The organism is Micromonospora matsumotoense, from assembly GCF_050951065.1.
In the GTDB taxonomy this organism is placed as follows: domain Bacteria; phylum Actinomycetota; class Actinomycetes; order Mycobacteriales; family Micromonosporaceae; genus Micromonospora; species Micromonospora matsumotoensis.
In genome coordinates this window covers 6,792,261-6,811,262 of sequence record NZ_CP192025.1, presented here as the reverse complement: position 1 = coordinate 6,811,262, position 19,002 = coordinate 6,792,261, and the positions used below count along the sequence as shown (strand labels likewise).

Sequence of the window (19,002 nt, the reverse complement as noted above, 5' to 3'; positions counted from 1 at the left end):
CATGACGGAGACCCCGCACCCGCTGTACGACAGGCACGCCGACACCCTGCACCGCGCGCTGACCGCGATCACGGAACGCGGGTACTGGTCCGCCTACCCCGAATCGCCCAGCCCCCGGGTGTACGGCGAGACCGCCGCCGCCGACGGGAAGGCCGCCTTCGAGGCGTACCTCGGTGGTGATTTTCCGCTCGACCAGCCGGGCACGGGCGACCGGGTCGCCACCGAGACGAGCCCGTTCGGGGTGGCCCTGGACGTGCGCTACCCGCACCCGGGCGCGGACGAGGCGGTCGCCGCCGCCTCCGCCGCCCTGCCGACCTGGCGCGACGCCGGCCCGCAGGCCCGGGTGGGGGTCTGCCTGGAGATCCTCGCCCGGCTGCACCGGCACATCTTCGAGCTGGCCAACGCGGTGCAGTTCACCAGCGGGCAGGCGTTCGTGATGGCCTTCCAGGCCGGCGGCGCGCACGCGCTGGACCGGGCCCTGGAGGCGCTCGCCTACGCGTACGCGGAGATGACCCGGCACCCCGGGACGGCCGGCTGGGAGAAGGCCGCCGGCAAGGGCGACCCGCTGCGGATGACCAAGACGTTCCACGTGGTGCCGCGCGGGGTGGCCCTGGTGATCGGCTGCAACACCTTCCCGACCTGGAACTCGTACCCCGGGCTGTTCGCCTCGCTGGTCACCGGCAACCCGGTGGTCGTCAAGCCGCACCCGCGCGCGGTGCTGCCCCTGGCGATCACCGTGCGGTACGCCCGGGAGGTGCTCGCCGAGGCCGGCTTCGACCCCAACCTGGTGCTGCTCGCCCCCGAGGCCCCCGGCGAGAAGCTGGCCTCGACGCTGGCCCTGCACCCGGCCGTGAAGATCGTCGACTTCACCGGCTCCACCGGGTACGGCGACTGGCTGGAGGCCAACGCCCGGCAGGCGACGGTCTACACCGAGAAGGCCGGCCTGAACACCGTCGTGATCGACTCCACCGACGACTTCGCCGGGATGTGCCGCAACCTGGGCTTCACGCTGACCCTCTACAGCGGGCAGATGTGCACCACCTCGCAGAACATCCTGATCCCCGCCGCCGGCATCGCCACCGACCAGGGGCACAGGAGCTTCGACGAGGTGGCCGCCGGCATCGCCGCCACCATCGGCAAGCTCACCGCAGACCCCGCCCGGGGGGTCGAGTTGACCGGCGCGATCGTCAACGACGGGGTGCTGGAGCGCCTCGACGAGGTCGCCAAGGTCGGCCAGCCGGTGCTGGAGTCGCGTACCGTCGCGCACCCGGCGCTGCCCGACGCGGTGGTCCGGACGCCGACGGTGGTCAAGCTCGCCGCCACCGACACCGAGGTGTACGGCCAGGAATGGTTCGGCCCGATCTCCTTCGTGATCGCCACCGACTCGACCGCGCACAGCATCGAGATCATGCGGGCGACCGTGGGGGAGTCCGGCGCGCTGACCGCCGCCGTCTACTCGACCGACGAGGCGGTGCTGGACGCCGTCGAGGCCGCCGCGATCGACGTCGGGGTGCACCTGTCGGCCAACCTCACCGGCGGGGTCTTCGTCAACCAGTCCGCCGCCTTCTCCGACTTCCACGGTAGCGGCGCGAACCCGGCCGCCAACGCCGCCCTCACCGATGGCGCCTACGTGGCCAACCGCTTCCGCATCGTCCAGTCCCGCCGCCCCGCCTAACCCCCCGCTCCCACCCCACCCCCACCCCACCCCACCCCACCCCCGTCCGCGCCCCGGCTGCGGCGGGGGTGGTCGGTGATCAAGAGGTTTACGTCAGTTCAACCGCTCGGACTGACCTAAACCTCTTGATCACCGGGGAGGGTGGGGGCGGGTGAGGGCGGGGGCGGGGTGGAGGGGGTGGGGGGAGGGGTGGGGTGGGGGTTTGGTGGGTGGGTGGGGTTAGGCGGGGCGGCGCATTTGGAGTTCGCGTAGGGCGGGGATCTTGGGGTGGGGGAGGCGGACGCCGGTGTCGGTGAAACCCAGGCGGTGGTAGGCCCGGTAGGCGCGGTCGTTGCCGACCACCACCTCCAGCATGAGCTGCGGTCGGCCGCAGGCGCGGGACCAGGCGGCCACCTCGTCGACCAGCGCGCCGAGCAGGCCGGTGCCACGCCAGCCGGGGGTCACGTAGACCGCGTAGATCACGGTCAGGTCCGGCTCGTCGGGGGCGACGGTTCCGCCGGCGTGCCCGATCAACCGGCCGCCCGGGTCCGCGACGAACTGGGCGGTGTGACACCCCTGGGACACGTACGCGATCCGGGCCGCGTACTCGGCATGCGGTCGGGCGGCGGCCTCGGCGACGGTTTCCAGGAAGGCCAGTGGCGCGTCCGCGAGCATCTCCAGCCGCAGCGCCCGCATCCGGGCGGCGTCCTGCGGACGCACCCGGTGCACGGGGGCCGTCCGGGTCGCCGGCGGGGCCGGGGCAGATGTCATGTGCGCATGCATACCGCAACGATGACCGCCGATGAGTAACCGGGTCGATACCCGTCCGATTTAGCCCGATTTGAGGTCGTGCGCGGTCGTCACTCCTCGTGTAGCGTGCGATTTCGGTCACCGATTCAGCGGCCTTCACCGATCGCCGAAACGGTGGCTCTCCGCTGTCGGCCCGCCGGCATCCCGGGGTTGTGGAACGCCGCGCAGAGTGAGGAAGTGCACCGTGGCACAGGGCACCGTCAAGTGGTTCAACTCCGAAAAGGGCTACGGCTTCATCGCCGTCGACGGCGGGCAGGACGTCTTCGTCCACTTCTCCGCCATCGAGATGGACGGCTACAAGGCGCTCGACGACGGTCAGCGGGTGGAGTTCGAGATCGCCCAGGGGCAGAAGGGTCCGCAGGCCGAACGGGTCCGCGTCATCGCCTGACCCTGCGGTGTCGAGGGTCCCACCCGTCGGGCCACCCGCGTGACGGGTGGCGGCGGGGGTCGGTGCCGGGGAAGATCGTGAACCGTCCAGGCGTCCCGCTGAGGAGGGTTCATGTCCGACCAGTCACCTTCGGGTTCACCCGACCCCGCTGCCGGGTCACCGGGCGGACCGTGGGGGCCACCGTCCGGGCAGTCGCCCTGGGGCCCGACGTCGGGACAGCCCTCTTGGGGGCCCTCGTCGGGGCAGCCCTCGTCGGGGCAGCCCTCGTCGGGGCAGCCGCCGTCGGGGCAGCCGCCGTGGGGTCCGTCCGAAGTGGGGCCGGTCGGCTGGAGTTATCCGGCTCCCGGCGGCCCGTACCCGGGTTACCCGCCGGGTGGTGGTGGCGGTTTCCCGCCGGGCGGGGGCTACCCGCCGTACACCGCCGGTGCCTGGGGTCCGGAGGACCCGCTGGTCAATCCGCCGTACGCCGGGCTGGAGGGCTGGTTCGCCCGGTGCACCGGCGCGTTGCGCCGGAGTTGGCGGACTCTGCTGCCGTTGATGCTGCTCACCCAGGTCGTGCCCGGAGTGGCCGTGTCCCTGCTCTCGCTCGGTATGGGGCCCGACGCCACCACGCTGCCCGCCGACGGCTCGCTCCCCGCCGGCTACCTCAGTGACCTGGTGATCTACGGGGTCTCGGTGTTCCTGGTCGCGCTGGCCTTCGGGGTGGTGCAGGGCGTCGGCTGGGCGGGCGGCACCTGGGTGGTGGCCCGGCAGGCCGCCGGCCAGCCGGCCGACCTGCCCGGCGCGCTGCGCTACGGCGCACGCCGCTGCCTCGGACTGTGGGGCTGGATGCTGGTGCTGGGCCTGCTCGTCGGGGTGGGCCTCTGCCTCTGCCTGCTGCCCGGCATCTACCTGGCCTTCGCCCTCGCCCTGGCCGGCCCGGTCTACCTGTTCGAGGGGCAGAACCCGATCGGGCGCTCCTTCCGCATGTTCCACGACCGGTTGGGCATGGTGCTCGGCCGGGTGGCGCTGGTCGCACTGGCGGTGTTCCTCGGCAGTGTGCTCGGTGGGGTGGTGGAGTCTGTCGGCATCCTGCCGTTCGGCACCGACCCGTTCACCGCGCCCGGTACCGCCGTGGGTGCGGTGGCGGTGATCCTGGTGAGCGCGGTGCTGGTGGTCCCGGTGTACCTGGTGCAACTGGTCGGCCTGGTCGTGACGTACGCCGAGCAGCGGGCGCAGGAGGGGCCGGTGAACGTCGTGCGACTGGTGGCGGAACTCGGCTGACCGGCCCGATCGTGCTTGCACTCGGCAGGGGAGAGTGCTAAACAAGTCATTGGCACTCGCATACGCTGAGTGCCAATGGTCGGGGCGGTAGGGCCACGGTCACACCGACGTCTCGATGGCGTCGGGTGGCACATGGCCGGTCGTCGCGGGCTGTCCGGCCCGACCGAGGAGGACGTCGTCGTCGCCAGGTGGCGACGTCCCCAAGGTGCGTACACCAGGCGGCCCGTCCGGGACACAACACCCGGGTGGCCCGTGAGTGTCCAGGAGGACAACGCCGTATGGCCAAGATGATCGCGTTCGACGAAGAGGCTCGCCGCGGCCTCGAGCGGGGCATGAACCAGCTCGCCGACGCCGTAAAGGTGACCCTCGGCCCGAAGGGCCGCAACGTGGTGCTCGAGAAGAAGTGGGGTGCCCCCACCATCACCAACGATGGTGTGAGCATCGCCAAGGAGATTGAGCTCGAGGACCCGTACGAGAAGATCGGCGCCGAGCTGGTCAAGGAGGTCGCCAAGAAGACCGACGACGTCGCCGGTGACGGCACGACGACGGCGACCGTCCTGGCCCAGGCCCTGGTGCGCGAGGGTCTGCGCAACGTGGCCGCCGGCGCCAACCCGATGGCCCTGAAGCGGGGCATCGAGGCCGCCGTGGCCAGCGTCTCGGAGGAGCTGTCCAAGCTCGCCAAGGACGTCGAGACCAAGGAGCAGATCGCCTCCACCGCCTCCATCTCCGCCGGTGACAGCACCGTCGGCGAGATCATCGCCGAGGCGATGGACAAGGTCGGCAAGGAAGGCGTCATCACCGTCGAGGAGAGCAACACCTTCGGCCTGGAGCTTGAGCTCACCGAGGGCATGCGCTTCGACAAGGGTTACATCTCCGCGTACTTCATGACCGACCCGGAGCGTATGGAGGCCGTCTTCGACGACCCGTACCTCCTGATCGTCAACAGCAAGATCTCCTCGGTGAAGGACCTGCTCCCGATCCTGGAGAAGGTCATGCAGTCGGGCAAGCCGCTGCTGATCATCTCCGAGGACATCGAGGGCGAGGCCCTGGCGACCCTGGTCGTCAACAAGGTCCGGGGCACCTTCAAGTCGGTCGCCGTCAAGGCGCCGGGCTTCGGTGACCGCCGCAAGGCCATGCTCGCCGACATCGCCATCCTCACCGGTGGTCAGGTCATCAGCGAAGAGGTCGGCCTCAAGCTGGACGCCGTCGGCCTCGACATGCTGGGCCGCGCCCGCAAGGTCGTGGTGACCAAGGACGAGACCACCATCGTCGACGGTGCCGGTGACGCCGACCAGATCCAGGGTCGGGTCAACCAGATCCGGGCCGAGATCGACAAGAGCGACTCCGACTACGACCGTGAGAAGCTGCAGGAGCGGCTGGCCAAGCTGGCCGGCGGCGTCGCGGTGATCAAGGTCGGCGCGGCCACCGAGGTCGAGCTGAAGGAGCGCAAGCACCGCATCGAGGACGCCGTCCGCAACGCGAAGGCCGCCGTCGAGGAGGGCATCGTCCCGGGTGGTGGCGTCGCGCTGGTGCAGGCCGGCAAGACCGCCTTCGACAAGCTGGACCTGGCCGGTGACGAGGCGACCGGCGCGAACATCGTCAAGGTCGCGCTGGACGCCCCGCTGCGGCAGATCGCCGTCAACGCCGGCCTGGAGGGTGGCGTGGTCGTCGAGCGCGTCCGCAACCTGGACGCCGGTCACGGCCTCAACGCCGCCAGCGGTGAGTACGTCGACCTGCTGGCCGCCGGCATCATCGACCCGGCCAAGGTGACCCGGTCGGCGCTGCAGAACGCCGCGTCGATCGCGGCGCTCTTCCTCACCACCGAGGCCGTCGTCGCGGACAAGCCGGAGAAGACCCCGGCCGCCCCGGCTGGCCCGGGTGGCGGGGACATGGACTTCTGAGTCCAGCTCCAACGCCGAAAGGGGCGGGCCGCGCAAGCGGTCCGCCCCTTTCCGTGTCCCGTCAGCGGCGGGCTGCCCGCACCGCCGCGTACGCGTCGACCAGCCCGGCCCCGGTCGATGCCGCCACCGGGCCGCAGCTGAGGTCGGCTGGCCCGGCCGGTTGCGCGGTGTCCCGCAGGATGCTCCGGGTCCGGTCCAGGTCACCGACCAGCGCCGGATTCGCCGACCACATCAACGCCACCACGCCCGCCACCTGCGGGGTGGCCATCGAGGTGCCGTCCTCGGCGGCGTAGCCACCGCCGGGCATCGCGGAGAGGATCTCCGCCCCGGGGGCGACCAGGTCCGGCTTGGCGGCCCCGCCGGTGGCGGGACCCCGACTGGAGAATTCGGTGACGCGCCGGTCCCGGCCCACCGCGCCCACCGTCAGCACGTCCGGGTACGGCGCTGGCGGGTCGACGATCGACCCGCAGTCCGGGCCGGTGTTCCCGGCGGCGGCCACCACCAGAATGCCTGCGGCCGTCAGCGCGGCGGTCGCCGGGCGCAGCGCACCCGGGTCGCAGCCCTCGACCGGCGGACATCCCCACGAGTTCGTGAGCACGTCCGGGGCCCGCTCCGGCCGACCGTCGGTGAACGGGTCACCGCCGGCCGGGAACGGGGCCAACATGAACTGGAGGCAGTCCAGGTAGTGCGCCGGACTGCCCAGGTTGCGGTCGAGGTTGACGCAGCCCACCCACTGCGCGCCGGGGGCCACCCCGATGCCGTCGCGCCCCACCGCGCTGGCCGTGGTGTGGGTGCCGTGGCCGCCGGAGTCGGTCGGGGAGCGGGTGTGGTCCCACGGGTCGTACCAGGAGTCGTCGCCGCCCCGGAAGCCGGCGGCCAGCGTCGGATGGGTGCCGTCGACCCCGGAGTCCGAGCTGCCGATCACCACCCCGGACCCGGTGACGTCCAGCTCCGACCAGACCCGGTCGGCGCCCAGCATCCGGATGTTCCACTCCGGGCCGGTCGGTGCAGGCCGGTCACCCCCGCTGACCGGTGCCGGTGCGGGCAACGGTCGGAGCCGCTGGCTGACCAGCACCCGGGCCACCTCCGGCCGAGCGGAGAGCCAGGCCCGCACCGCCGGCCCGCCGTCGGTCTCGATCGCGTTGACCAGGTAGTACGGCGTCGGATCGAGACGTAGTCGGGTCAGGTCCCGGCGCAACGCGCCCTGGGTGCGCTCGGCGGTGGCCACCAGCCGGCGGTAGACCTCGGCGGTCCGGGCGTCCCGGCCGGCCCGACCGGGCGTACCGGCGGGGATGCCGGAGAGGTCGGCCTGCTCGCGGAGCACCACCAGCAGCCGCTCGCCGTACAGGCCGGGTTGGCCGGCGGCCACGTCCACCACGCCGACGGTGAGCAGCAGGACGGCCGCGCTGGACGCGGCGACCAGCCGGCTCGGGGTGCGCCCGCGTGGCCGGCCGAGCAGCACCCCGTACCCGATGGCCAGGACGACAGCGACGGCGAGCCCGACGCCGGACGCGACCGCGACCCAGTACGGGACGTCGCGGGTGGTGGCCAGCAGGATCGAGATCTCCTCCGGGTCGGTGAGGGCCAACGGGCCGAACACCGCCAGGCCGACCAGCCAGCGGACCGGCGCGGAGCCGGCCGGTGCGCCGGCCCGGCGGGCCGCCACCTGGCACGCGCCCAGCACGAAACCGACCGGCGGGACGAACAGCAACGCGGGGAGCTGGGCACCGGAGTAGCCGGCGCCCGCGACGACCAGCAGCAGGACCACCCCGGCGACCAGGCCGCCGACCAGCACGGTACGGGCGGCCCGGGGTGGCCCGTCGCCGGTGAAGGGAGACCAGAACCGGTCGCCCAACAGCGCCCCGGCCAGCAGGCCGACCGCCGTCGCGGCGAGCGCGGCGAGCACCGTTTCCAGCAGGCCGCCCAGCGCGCCGAACCGGACCCACGGCAGCAGCAGGGCCAGTCCGGCCGCGATCGCCAGCAGGGTGACCGCCCGGGGCCGACGGGCACCGTCCGCCGCTGCGGGCGGGGTTGTGGTGGTGGCGGGCGGGGATGTGGTGGCGGTGGCGGGCGGGCCGGACAGCCGGGTGGTCAGCAGCGCGAGCAGGGTCGCCGTGCCGGCCAGCGCGGCGAGGTACAGCTCGTGGTGCACCTGGGGAAGCGCCCGTAGGGAACCGAGGGCGATCAGGGCGAGCGCGGCACCGAGCCAACCCCGGCCGGTGGCCCGCACCCGGGGCGAGCGGGGAAGCAGGGCCAGCAACAGCGCGGGAAGACCGACCGTCACGGCAGTGGCCAGGCTGAGCGCCGGCCAGAGCCACGCCTGCCGGTCCCATCCCGCGGCCACCTGCAACTGCTCGACCGACCAGCCGACCGCCTGGAGCAGCACGGCCAGCACGACCGTCCAGCCGCCGGCCAGCGCGGCGGCCACCACCGGCCATGGGCTCGACGGGCGGCCGGCGCTCGGCGGGAAGCCGTAGCCCGGCGGAGGTGGTGTGTCGGCCAGCATCCGGAAACAGTACGACGCAGCCGGCCAGCTCGATGCAGGTGCCGGTCCGACGGCCCGCCGCGCCCTGTCGTCCTCGCCCCGTCGTGTCCTGCCCTGCCCTGTCTGCCCTGCCCCGCTCCCGGGAACGGTGACGTGCGCTTGCCTTCCTCCTCGCGCCAGCTGGCTCCCGCCACCGCCACCGCCACCGCTGCCCTGCTGCCCCTCATGAGCCCGCCGCGCCGTAGCGGAGAGTGATGGCGGCGGGGGTATGGGCTTACCCCTTCGGAGCCTTTGCTCTGCTGCCATGGGCGCGACGGTTACTGATCGTGCGTGGTGCGTGGAGAGCAGCAGAGCAAAGGCTCCGTGGGGGGGATATGGAGAGCGGGTGGGGATACGGAATTCGGGCTGGTGGAAGGGGTGGAGGGTGGGATGGGAGGTCGCAGGCCCGGTCGGGGACCTGATTACGGAGGGTCATTGTCCCGCTGCGGATGCCCGTTGCGGAGCGTTGCCGGATGGGCGGTGCGGATCTCGGCGGGCTCCGGGCTTGCTGCCGGTGGGACCGGGCGGGTTACGGTGGACGGGTGCGTGACCCCAATGTGACCCGATCCGCCGCCGGTCAACTCTCGCCGGAGCGCCGTGCTGCGGACCTGCGCCGGCTCCGGGCCGAGCGGTTCGACGTGCTGGTCATCGGCGGTGGGGCTACCGGTGCCGGTGCCGCGCTGGACGCCGCCTCCCGAGGCCTCAAGGTCGCCCTGGTCGAGGCCCGCGACTTCGCCGCCGGCACCTCCAGCCGATCCAGCAAGCTGATCCACGGCGGCCTGCGCTACCTGGAGCAGTTGGAGTTCCACCTGGTCCACGAGGCGCTGACCGAGCGGGGGTTGCTCGCCACCCGGCTCGCCCCGCACCTGGTGCGGCCGGTCCCGTTCCTGATTCCGCTCCCCGCCGGCCGGGGACTGCGCGACCTGCCGGCCCGGCTGTTCCGCCGCTCCTACTACGGGGCCGGGGTGGCCGCCTACGACGCCTTCGCCGGGCTCTTCGGCACCGGCCGGGGGATGCCGCTGCACCGGCACCTGACCCGTGAGGGCGCCCGCCGGATCTTCCCCAGCCTGCGGGCCGACGCGCTGGCCGGGGCGATCCGCTACTACGACGGCCAGGTCGACGACGCCCGACTGGTGGTGACCCTGGCCCGCACCGCCGCCAGCCTCGGTGCCACCGTGGTGAGCAGCGCCCGCGCCGTCGGGCTGGTGCGGCAGGCCCGGGAGGTCACCGGGGTCCGGGTCCGCGACCTGGAGGCGCCCCCCGGCTCCCCGGACGCCGAGTTCGAGGTACGCGCCCGCACCGTCATCGCCGCCACCGGCGTGTGGAGCGACGACATGTCCCGGATGCTCAACGACGTCGGGCTGCGCCCCGGCATCCGGGTCCGGGCGTCCAAGGGGGTGCACCTGGTGGTGCCCCGCTCGGCGATCACCGGCGAGACCGGGCTGATCGTGCGTACCGCGACCAGTGTGCTCTTCGTCATCCCTTGGGGCGGGCACTGGATCATCGGGACCACCGACACCGACTGGCGGCTGGACCGCTCCCACCCGGCCGCCTCCGCCCGCGACATCCAGTACCTGCTCGACCAGGTCAACCTGGTGCTGGACCGGCCGCTGTCCGGTGCGGACATCGAGGGCGTCTATGCCGGGCTGCGCCCGCTGCTGGCCGGCGAGGCCGACTCCACCTCCAAGCTCTCCCGGGAGCACGCGGTCTTCGAACCGATGCTCGGACTGCTGCTGGTGGCGGGCGGCAAGTACACGACCTACCGGGTGATGGCCACCGACGTGGTCGACCGGGCCGCCCACCGGCTCGGGGGCGTACGCCCCTCGCGCACTGCCGACCTGCCACTGCTCGGCGCCGACGGGTACGCCTCGATGTGGCGGGACCGGGCCGACCTGGCCCGCCGGCACGGGGTGCCGGTCGGCGTGGTCGAGCACCTGCTGGAGCGGTACGGCACGCTCACCCTGGAGTTGCTGGCGCTGATCGCCGCCGACCCGCTGCTCGCCTCACCACTGGCCGGCGCACCCGAGTACCTGGCGGCCGAGGTGACCTACGCCACCCGGGCCGAGGGGGCGCTGCACCTGGAGGACGTGCTGACCCGGCGTACCCGGATCTCCTTCGAGACGACCCACCGGGGCCTCGACTCGGCCGGGCACACGGCGGAGTTGATGGGCGCGGTGCTCGGCTGGGACGCGGCCACCCGGGACCGGGAGATCGCGCACTACCGGGCCCGGGTCGAGGCGGAGCGGGAGTCTCAGCTGATGCCGGACGACGCGACCGCCGACGCGGCCCGGTTGGGTGCGCCCGACGTCCGGGGTTTCGCCGCCGACCGGGGCGTCGACGGCGTCGAGGGTGGCCACGTCGAACTCCCGACGTCCACCCGCTGACCGATCCCGGGCGGCGACACCCGTCGATCGCGGGCCGGCGGTGGGCGGTCCCACCCGCTGGCGGCGGGCCGGTCGGCCGGTTCCGGGCGGCACCCGGGTGGGATAGGTTCCGGCGCGTGGTTCCCCCTCAGTGGTCACGTGCGCTCATCGTCCCCGCCGTTGCCGCCCTGACGGTTAGCCTGGCCGGCTGCGCGATGGTCGACCGGGACGGCGGGTCCACAGCGGACGGCAGGGGCGGGACGACATCCCCGGGGGTGACCGCCAACCGGGTCAGCCTGGTGCAGAAGCTCGGCGACGACGGTCCACTGCGGTCCCTCACCGTCGAGCCGGACGGCCGGTGGGAGTGCGACGACTGCGCCGGTGACGGGGTCACCTCGACCGGTTCCCTGGACGCCGAGCAGGTGCAGCGGTTGCAGAGGCTGCTCGCCGACCCCCGGCTGGCCCAGGAGACCGACCAGGTCCGCAAATACCGGGCGACCTGCATCGACGCGCTGACGTCCAGCCTGCTCACCACGACCGGCCTGATCACCTCGCAGGACTGCCCCGGTGAGGAGCGACCGGCGGTGGCCGGGGAGATCCTGCTCCTGCTCACCCAGGCCACCCCGGCCGAACCCACCCGCTGACCCGCCTCCGCCTCCGCCTCCGCCCCCGACCCCGCCGCGCCGCCCGGTCCGCCGCCGGCCGGCCCGGCGGGTCGGTTCAGAGCACCTTGCCCGGGTTGAGCAGCCCGGTCGGGTCGAGCGCCGTCTTGATCGCCTGGTGCACCCGGACGCCGACCGGGCCGATCTCCCAGGCCAGCCAGTCCCGCTTGAGCAGCCCGACCCCGTGCTCACCGGTGCAGGTGCCGCCCAGGTCCAGGCCGAGCCGGATGATCTCGTCGAAGGCCCGTCGGCCCCGCTCCAGGCTCGCCGGGTCGGCCCGGTCCACCACGATGTTCGGGTGCAGGTTGCCGTCACCGGCGTGGCCGACCACCCCGATCGGCACCTCGCACTCGGCGGCGATCCGGGCCACCCCGTCCAGCAGGGTGGCGAGCGCCCCCCGGGGCACCGCCACGTCGTCGATGATCAGGCCGCCGTTGCCGTCCGGGTAGGTGTCGGCGGCGAACTTCTCCATCGCCGGGTGGGCCAGCCGACGGGCCTGGAGCAGCGCCGCCGCCTCCACCGCGTCGGTGGCCGCGTAGACCTCCTCGGCGCCGGCCGCCGTGCAGACCTCGGCGATCCGGTCCAGGTCCGCCGCCGCCCGGGCGCCGGTGTCGGCGGCGGCGAGCAGCAGCGCCTGGGCGTCGGTGCGCAACCCCATCGGCCGGTACGCCTCGATCGCCCGCAGGTGTGTCCGGTCGAGCAACTCCAGCAGGCTCGGGGTGAGCCCCCGGGCGGCGATCCCGGCCACTGCCGTACCCGCCTCGGCGGTCGAGCCGAAGACCGCCACCATGGTCAGCGACTCCTCGGGCACCGGCCGCAGCGACACGGTGACCTCGGTGATCACACCGAGGGTGCCCTCCGCGCCGACGAAGAGCCGGGTCAGGTCGTACCCGGCCACCCCCTTGGCGGTACGCCGGCCGGTGCGCAGCACCTCGCCGGAGGCGAGCACCACCTCCAGCCCGAGGACGTACTCGGTGGTCACCCCGTACTTGACGCAGCACATGCCGCCGGCGTTGGTGGAGACGTTGCCGCCGATCGTGGAGGACTCCCAGGAACCCGGGTCCGGCGGGTAGTACAGACCCTGCGCCCGGACCGCCCCGGCCAACGTGGCGTTCACCACGCCCGGCTGCACCACGGCGATCCGGGCCACCGGGTCGATCTCCCGGATCGCGGTCATCGCCACGGTGCTCAGCACCACCGCGCCGTCCACCGCGTTCGCCGCGCCGGCCAGCCCGGTCCGCGCCCCCTGCGGCACCACCGGTACGCCGTGCCGGGCCGCCGCCCGGACCACCGCCACCACCTGCGCCGTGTCCCGGGGGCGGACGACCACCAGTGGCGTACCGGCGGCGCAGAGGTCCGCCTCGTCGCGCCGGTGCAACCGGAGCAGATCCGGATCGGTGAGGACGGCCTCGTCGCCGAGGGCCGCCCGCAGGTCGTCGAGGAGGGGGGAGCCAGCCATGCGGCCGAGGCTAACCCCCGGCTAGATTGGCCGCCATGCTCTACCTGGACCGGCCCGCCTGGCCGTGGCGCGGTCGGCTCTGGTCACACCTGATCAGCGACGTCTCCCCGGCCGAACTGCACGCCTTCGCGGAGACGCTCGGGGTGCCCCGGCGGGGTTTCGACCGGGACCACTACGACATCCCCGCCGACCGGTTCCCCGCAGCCGTGTGGCTCGGTGCCCGGGTGGTGTCCAGCCGGGAGATCGTCCGCCTGCTGCACGCCTCCGGCCTGCGCCGCCCCAAACACCTCGCCCGCCCCTGATCCGGGACGGGCGGCAGTCAGCGCAGGGACGCCAACTCCCGGGTGAGGTTGGCGCGGGCGGGCGACTCCCAGCGGGCGGCCAGCGGGGGCAGCCGGAACAGGGCGGGCAGGGCGAGCAGCCCGTCGAGGACCCTCGCCCGGCCGGTGCGGAAGTCCGGCTCGGGCACGTGCGCGTACTCGGCGCGGATCGCGGCGGCGTACCCGTCGTACACCTCGGGGGGTGTGGCCAGGATCGCCAGGTCGGCGTCGCAGAGCAGCGCGCCGTCGCGGTCGCCGGGGACGACCCGGTGCCCGGCGGTGAGCAGCACCAGCCGACGGACCTCGGCCACCGTGGCGGCCGGCACCCCGAGCCCGGTGAGCAGGGTGCCGGCCAGCGTGGCGCTGGCCCGTTCGTTGGCGTCCCCGGCGGCGCGCGGGTCATAGACGGCGTCGTGCGTCCAAGCGGCGAGCGCGACCCGCTCCGGCCGGTCGGCGAGGTCAGCGTGCCGTTCCACCAGGTCCAGCACCGTCCGCAGGTGGCGTTCCGTGTGGTAGCGCCGGTGCGGTTCCCGCCAGCGGGCCAGCAGGTCGCCTCCGGCGGCGGTCAGCGCCGGGCCGTCGGTGGCCCCGGCGACCCGCGCCGCCGTCCGCCAGCGGTCGATCAGCTCGGTCACCCGGACGATTCTGCCGCACCTGGGCAGGGGATGAACCGGCGCGGCGTGGGTAGTCCCCGCCATGGCCGTGGCCCGGGACCGACGACCGTCGCTGCTGCGTCGCGCCGGGCTACGCGACGGCGGGACCGACGTCGACTCCATCCGGATCGCCGAGGCGATGGACTACCTGCGCCACCGGGGCCGGGCGACCCTGCACGACCGGCTGCACCAGGTGCACCTGGCGTTGGGCCTGGCCGTGCAGGCGGGCCTCGCCGCCGCCCTGGCCTGGATCGTGTCGCACCACCTGCTGGACAACCCGCAACCGGTCTTCGCACCGATCTCGGCGGTCGGCACCCTGGCCGCCTCGGTCGGCCAGCGGCTGCGCCGGACCGTGGAGCTGATCGCCGGGGTGGCGGTCGGGGTGTTCCTCGGTGACGGGCTGATCTATTTCCTCGGCACCGGCGGTTGGCAGCTCGGGCTGGTGGTGACCTCGGCCATCCTGCTCACCACGTTCTTCGGGGCGAGCGTGGCGGTGGTGATCCAGGCCGCCGCGACCGCCGTGCTGATCGTCACCCTCAGCCCGTCCACCGAGGATCTGGAGCTGCCCCGGTTCGTCGACGCGTTCGTCGGCGGCGGCGTCGCGCTGCTGGTCACGGCGATCCTGTTGCCGCTCAACCCGCTCCGGGTGATCAACCGGGCGGCCCGGCCTGCGCTGGACCTGCTCTCCGGCCAGCTCGACGTCTGCGCCGAGGCACTGCGGGACCGGGACCGGGCCGCCGCCCAGCGGGCGCTGGACCGGCTCCGGGAGAACAAGCAGGAGTTGGCCACCTTCACCGAGGCGATCGAGGGGGCGAAGGAGACCAGCACGCTCTCCCCGGCCCGATGGCACCGGCGCAGCGAACTGACCCACTACGCCGAGGCGGCCGACCCGATCGACCGGGCGATGCGCAACAGCGGCACCCTGATCCGGCGTTCGGTCACCATGATCGAGGACGACGAGCCGGTGCCGGAGCCGATGCCGGACGCGGTGGCCCACCTGGCCGAGGCGGTGCGGCTGCTGCGGCACGAGTTCGCCGTCGGCGCGGAGCCGGAACAGGCGCGTGAGCGATCGCTGCGCGCGGTCAGCGAGGCCGGCCGGGCGTACGCCCAGGGGGTCGGCTTCTCCGGCAGCGTGGTGATCGCGCAGGTGCGCACCACAGCGAGTGATCTGATGGTCGCCTCCGGCATCGAGCAGGAGGAGGCCAACCGGCTGGTCCGGCAGGCCTTCGGCGAGCAGGACAGATCCGACGGGAGCCCGGCCGAGCAGGATGTCGCCCCGAAACCCCCGACCGCCCCACCGCTCGGCTGACCCGGCCGGGGAGCGCGGCGGCCCGTCGGGGGGACGCGGATCAGCCGGCCCGTCCGCCCCCGGAGAGAGCCCGGCCGAACAGGCCGGGGATGACTACGCTGATCCACATGGCCGACACCCCGCCCGGCGGGCCCCCGCCGCCGCCCGCGCCCGCCGTACCGTCGTCGGACGCCGCCGCGCCCCGGATGCCGCTGCGCCGCCTCGGCTGGCGGCGGGTGCTGGCGCTGGCCGGGGTGGTGCTGCTGATCGCGGCGTGCGCGGTCTACATGCTCTACACGCTCGGCTCCAACCTGGGTCTGGACGCGCTGTTGGTCGGGGTGACCGCGGCGATCCTGCCGGTGCCGGTGCTGGTGGCCTGCTTCCTCTGGCTCGACCGGTACGAGCCCGAACCGCTGAAATACCTGATCTTCTGCTTCGCCTGGGGCGCGTTCGTCTCGACCGCCGCGTCGCTGACCGTCAACAACACCTTCGCCGCCCTGTTCAAGGACTGGGGGGTGTCGTCGTCGCTGACCGGGGTGCTGGTGGCCCCGTTCATCGAGGAGTTGACCAAGGCGCTCGGCCCGATCCTGCTGTTGATCTTCCGCCGCCGGGAGTGGTCCGGGATCACCGACGGCCTGGTCTACTGCGGGCTCTCCGCGGTCGGGTTCGCCATGGTGGAGAACATCCTCTATCTGGGCGGCCTCGGCTACGCCTCGGGTGTCGACCAGTGGGGGCCGGCCACCGGCGTCCGCAACGTCATCGTCATCTTCATCTCGCGGATCCTCTTCTTCGGCTTCGCCCACCCGTTGTTCACCTCGATGACCGGGGTGGGGCTGGGCATCGCCGCCCGGACCGCCGACCGGCGGATCCGGGTGCTCGCCCCGGTCGCCGGCTTGCTGCTGGCGATGATGCTGCACGGCACCTGGAACCTGATCCCGACGCTGGTGCAGGCCACCGGCCAGGCGGTGATCTTCTTCTACGGCATGGTCGCGGTGATGGTGCCGATCTTCTTCGGCATGGTCGGCTTCGCGGTCTGGTTGCGGGCCTGGGAGGGGCGGCTCACCGAGCGGACCCTGCCGGACTACGTCCGGGCCGGCTGGCTGAGCCCACCCGAGGTGGCCGCCCTGGGCAGCCTGGGCCGCCGGCACGCCGCCCGGACCTGGGCCCGGCGGGTCGGCGGGGACGCCGGGCTGCGCGCGATGCGTGGCTACCAGTTCGCCGCGACCCGGCTGGCCCTGCTGCGCGACGGGATGCGGCGTGGGCTGGACCGCAAGCCGGCGGAGCGGGAGCGCACCCTGCGGGAGGAGCGGCAGTTGCTGGACACGATCGCGGCGTACCGGTCCTTCTTCGTCGGCCGGGACCCGCAGACGCCGGTGGGCGTCTGGGACGGTGAGCGCTACCACCTGCGGTTCCCGGACGGCACCCAGCGGGTGGTCGACGCCCCGGACTCGCCGGTGGTGCCGATCCCGGTGGTGCTGGCCCCACCGCCGCCCCCGGCCTACCCGGCCGGCTACGGCCCGCCCGGTTGGTACGGCCCCCGACCGGCCGCCCCGTGGCCGCCCGGCCGGCACTGATCGGCGAACTCCGGTCGCGTCCGACCGGCAGATCCCGCCAGCGCTGAGGTTCCGGATGGACGATTTCCCGGGCTGAGAGAGGCATCCGGTAGGCCGCCCTCGCGACCACGGTGACGGGGCGATGCGCCCTGACCGTGGAGAGACGGGCGTGCTCTGCGGTCGGCAGATGCACCGCCGCGCCGGTGCATCTGCCGACCCCGCCGCGACCGGGTGCGTGCGGGTGCGGCGGGGTCGCAGATGGTGAAGGAATCTGCATTTCGCTGAATGCCCTCGGCTGTTACGAAAACCCACCACACCGGATGAATCGGTCGAATACGCTACAACTCGCCCGTAGGTGACCTTGTGTCACTGATAGGTGGCTCTAGGTATTCGGGCGGCTCTCTGGAGGGGTTCATGAGTAACAACCGACGGCTGCGGCGAGGACTGAAGCGTGGCCGCGCCGCTTCAGGGCTGAGTTCTGCCCTGATGGTGGTCGGGATGACGGGCGGACCCGCAGTCGCGGCGCCACCCACGGAGACCACATCGTCCGCGCAGGGTGTACTCATCGGCACGGCCGGTCCGCTAGGGCAGCACGGCGGGTGGCCGTCGTCCCGGTCGGCGGTCCGCCTGGACGGTGGCGGACCCGATGATTCGTGGGACAGCTACCCGAGCGGGCCACCGGACTGCGGTCCGCAGGGCTGGCAGGGTCCGTGGGGTGGGCACGACGGCGGCAAGGGGCACTACCCACCTGGCCCCAAGAAGGGCCCCCAGGGGCCACAGGGTGCCCAAGGCCCCCAGGGCGATGCGGGTGCCCCAGGCACGCAGGGCGCGACCGGCGCGCAGGGTGCCCAGGGGGTGACCGGTGCCCAGGGCGCTACCGGGGCGCAGGGTTTCCAGGGTGCGCCGGGCGTGCAAGGCGCGCAGGGTGACACCGGTGCTCAGGGAGTTCAGGGTGAGACCGGTGCCCAAGGGGCACAGGGCACGCAGGGTCAGACGGGCGCTCAGGGACTCCAGGGTGCTCAGGGCGACGCAGGCGCGCAGGGTTCGACCGGTGCCCAGGGGCCTCAAGGCGCGCAGGGTGACGTAGGGGCGCAGGGTGTGCAAGGCGACACCGGGGCGCAGGGTGCGCAGGGTGCGACCGGCGCGCAGGGCGTGCAGGGTTTCCAGGGTGCTCAGGGCGACGCGGGTACGCAGGGTGCGCAGGGTGTTCCCGGCGAGACGGGTACTCAGGGGCCGCAGGGTGTCCCGGGTGCGACCGGTGCGCAGGGTTTCCAGGGTGCTCAGGGCGACGCGGGCGCGCAGGGCACGCAGGGTGCGCAGGGCGATGCCGGCGTGCAGGGTGCGCAGGGCGATGCGGGCGTGCAGGGGCCGCAGGGTGCGCAGGGCGATGCGGGCGTGCAGGGGCCGCAGGGTGTCGCGGGTGCGGCAGGCGTTCAGGGTGCGCAGGGTTTCCAGGGTGCTCAGGGTGACGCGGGCGCGCAGGGTGCCGCAGGCGTGCAGGGGCCGCAGGGCACGCAGGGCGATGCGGGCGTGCAGGGTGCGCAGGGCGATGCGGGCGTGCAGGGGCCGCAGGGTGTCGCGGGTGCGGCAGGCGTTCAGGGTGCGCAGGGTTTCCAGGGTGCGCAGGGCGATGCGGGCGCGCAGGGTGCCGCAGGCGTGCAGGGGCCGCAGGGCGCGCAGGGCGATGCTGGCGTGCAGGGGCCGCAGGGTGTCGCGGGTGCGGCAGGCGTTCAGGGTGCGCAGGGTTTCCAGGGTGCTCAGGGTGACGCGGGCGCGCAGGGTGCCGCAGGCGTGCAGGGGCCGCAGGGCACGCAGGGCGATGCGGGCGTGCAGGGTGCGCAGGGCGATGCGGGCGTGCAGGGGCCGCAGGGTGTCGCGGGTGCGGCAGGCGTTCAGGGTGCGCAGGGTTTCCAGGGTGCGCAGGGCGATGCGGGCGCGCAGGGCGCCGCAGGCGTGCAGGGGCCGCAGGGCACGCAGGGCGATGCTGGCGTGCAGGGTGCGCAGGGTGCGCAGGGCGATGCTGGCGTGCAGGGGCCGCAGGGTGTCGCGGGTGCGGCAGGCGTTCAGGGCGCGCAGGGTTTCCAGGGTGCGCAGGGCGACGCCGGCGCGCAGGGTGCCATCGGTCCACAGGGCATTCAGGGCGTACAAGGTGCCCAGGGTGACG

General features: G+C 73.6%; 13 protein-coding genes and 1 pseudogene. 9 read left to right on the top strand and 5 right to left on the bottom strand.

The genetic code is table 11. The features are described from left to right. The first annotated feature begins 1 nt into the window (after position 1). On the top strand, positions 2-1,675 hold the full coding sequence (gene paaN, locus ACQP1S_RS29160; RefSeq protein WP_432900978.1) for a phenylacetic acid degradation protein PaaN: 1,674 nt from the start codon (positions 2-4) through the stop codon (positions 1,673-1,675). A gap of 219 nt (positions 1,676-1,894) precedes the next feature. On the opposite strand, the gene ACQP1S_RS29155 is transcribed toward paaN, so the two are convergent. Further along, a complete protein-coding gene (locus tag ACQP1S_RS29155) occupies positions 1,895-2,425 on the bottom strand; it encodes an N-acetyltransferase family protein (RefSeq protein WP_432900976.1) in 531 nt (176 codons plus the stop codon). Between the two features lie 223 nt (positions 2,426-2,648). Between ACQP1S_RS29155 and ACQP1S_RS29150 the strand changes: the two genes are divergently transcribed. The 3 genes from ACQP1S_RS29150 to groL all read left to right on the top strand — a co-directional run bounded on the left by ACQP1S_RS29150 (position 2,649) and on the right by groL (position 6,016). Then, positions 2,649-2,852 carry a cold-shock protein gene (locus ACQP1S_RS29150; protein WP_067305333.1) on the top strand — a complete coding sequence of 68 codons (204 nt, stop codon included), beginning with the start codon at positions 2,649-2,651 and terminating at the stop codon, positions 2,850-2,852. A 312-nt stretch (positions 2,853-3,164) separates the two neighbouring features. Next, positions 3,165-4,115, top strand: a complete 951-nt coding sequence (locus tag ACQP1S_RS29145; protein WP_176739034.1) for a hypothetical protein — start codon at positions 3,165-3,167, stop codon at positions 4,113-4,115. A gap of 278 nt (positions 4,116-4,393) precedes the next feature. Then, positions 4,394-6,016: a chaperonin GroEL gene (gene groL / locus ACQP1S_RS29140; RefSeq protein WP_091247437.1), complete on the top strand. Its 1,623-nt coding sequence runs from the start codon at positions 4,394-4,396 to the stop codon at positions 6,014-6,016. A 61-nt stretch (positions 6,017-6,077) separates the two neighbouring features. Here the strand turns inward: groL and ACQP1S_RS29135 are convergent, their stop codons facing one another. Continuing rightward, a complete protein-coding gene (locus tag ACQP1S_RS29135) occupies positions 6,078-8,522 on the bottom strand; it encodes a S8 family serine peptidase (RefSeq protein ID WP_432900972.1) in 2,445 nt (814 codons plus the stop codon). Positions 8,523-9,082: 560 nt separating this feature from the next. On the opposite strand from ACQP1S_RS29135, the gene ACQP1S_RS29130 reads away from it, so the two are divergent. Both ACQP1S_RS29130 and ACQP1S_RS29125 read left to right on the top strand, forming a co-directional pair. Beyond that, on the top strand, positions 9,083-10,924 hold the full coding sequence (locus tag ACQP1S_RS29130) for a glycerol-3-phosphate dehydrogenase/oxidase (RefSeq protein ID WP_432900969.1): 1,842 nt from the start codon (positions 9,083-9,085) through the stop codon (positions 10,922-10,924). Positions 10,925-11,178: 254 nt separating this feature from the next. After that, the gene (locus ACQP1S_RS29125; RefSeq protein WP_432900966.1) at positions 11,179-11,547 is read left to right on the top strand and encodes a hypothetical protein; all 369 of its coding nucleotides are present in this window, start codon (positions 11,179-11,181) and stop codon (positions 11,545-11,547) included. 76 nt (positions 11,548-11,623) lie between these two features. On the opposite strand, the gene ACQP1S_RS29120 is transcribed toward ACQP1S_RS29125, so the two are convergent. Beyond that, positions 11,624-13,024, bottom strand: a complete 1,401-nt coding sequence (locus ACQP1S_RS29120) for an FAD-binding oxidoreductase (RefSeq protein ID WP_432900964.1) — start codon at positions 13,022-13,024, stop codon at positions 11,624-11,626. 35 nt (positions 13,025-13,059) lie between these two features. On the opposite strand from ACQP1S_RS29120, the gene ACQP1S_RS29115 reads away from it, so the two are divergent. Beyond that, complete coding sequence (locus ACQP1S_RS29115) at positions 13,060-13,326, top strand: DUF4031 domain-containing protein (RefSeq protein ID WP_091247425.1); 267 nt, start codon at positions 13,060-13,062, stop codon at positions 13,324-13,326. A 17-nt stretch (positions 13,327-13,343) separates the two neighbouring features. Here ACQP1S_RS29115 and ACQP1S_RS29110 read toward each other — a convergent pair whose 3' ends face one another. Then, entirely contained in the window at positions 13,344-13,979 is a 636-nt protein-coding gene (locus tag ACQP1S_RS29110; protein ID WP_432900960.1) for an HD domain-containing protein, read from the bottom strand. A gap of 67 nt (positions 13,980-14,046) precedes the next feature. Between ACQP1S_RS29110 and ACQP1S_RS29105 the strand changes: the two genes are divergently transcribed. Together ACQP1S_RS29105 and ACQP1S_RS29100 are read left to right on the top strand one after the other, a co-directional pair. After that, positions 14,047-15,306 carry an FUSC family protein gene (locus ACQP1S_RS29105; RefSeq protein WP_432908419.1) on the top strand — a complete coding sequence of 420 codons (1,260 nt, stop codon included), beginning with the start codon at positions 14,047-14,049 and terminating at the stop codon, positions 15,304-15,306. A gap of 70 nt (positions 15,307-15,376) precedes the next feature. Further along, a pseudogene (locus ACQP1S_RS29100) lies at positions 15,377-16,859 on the top strand (PrsW family intramembrane metalloprotease); the annotation flags it as partial. 561 nt (positions 16,860-17,420) lie between these two features. Here ACQP1S_RS29100 and ACQP1S_RS29095 read toward each other — a convergent pair. Continuing rightward, positions 17,421-18,986 carry a hypothetical protein gene (locus tag ACQP1S_RS29095; RefSeq protein ID WP_432900957.1) on the bottom strand — a complete coding sequence of 522 codons (1,566 nt, stop codon included), beginning with the start codon at positions 18,984-18,986 and terminating at the stop codon, positions 17,421-17,423. Between the last annotated feature and the right edge of the window lie 16 nt (positions 18,987-19,002).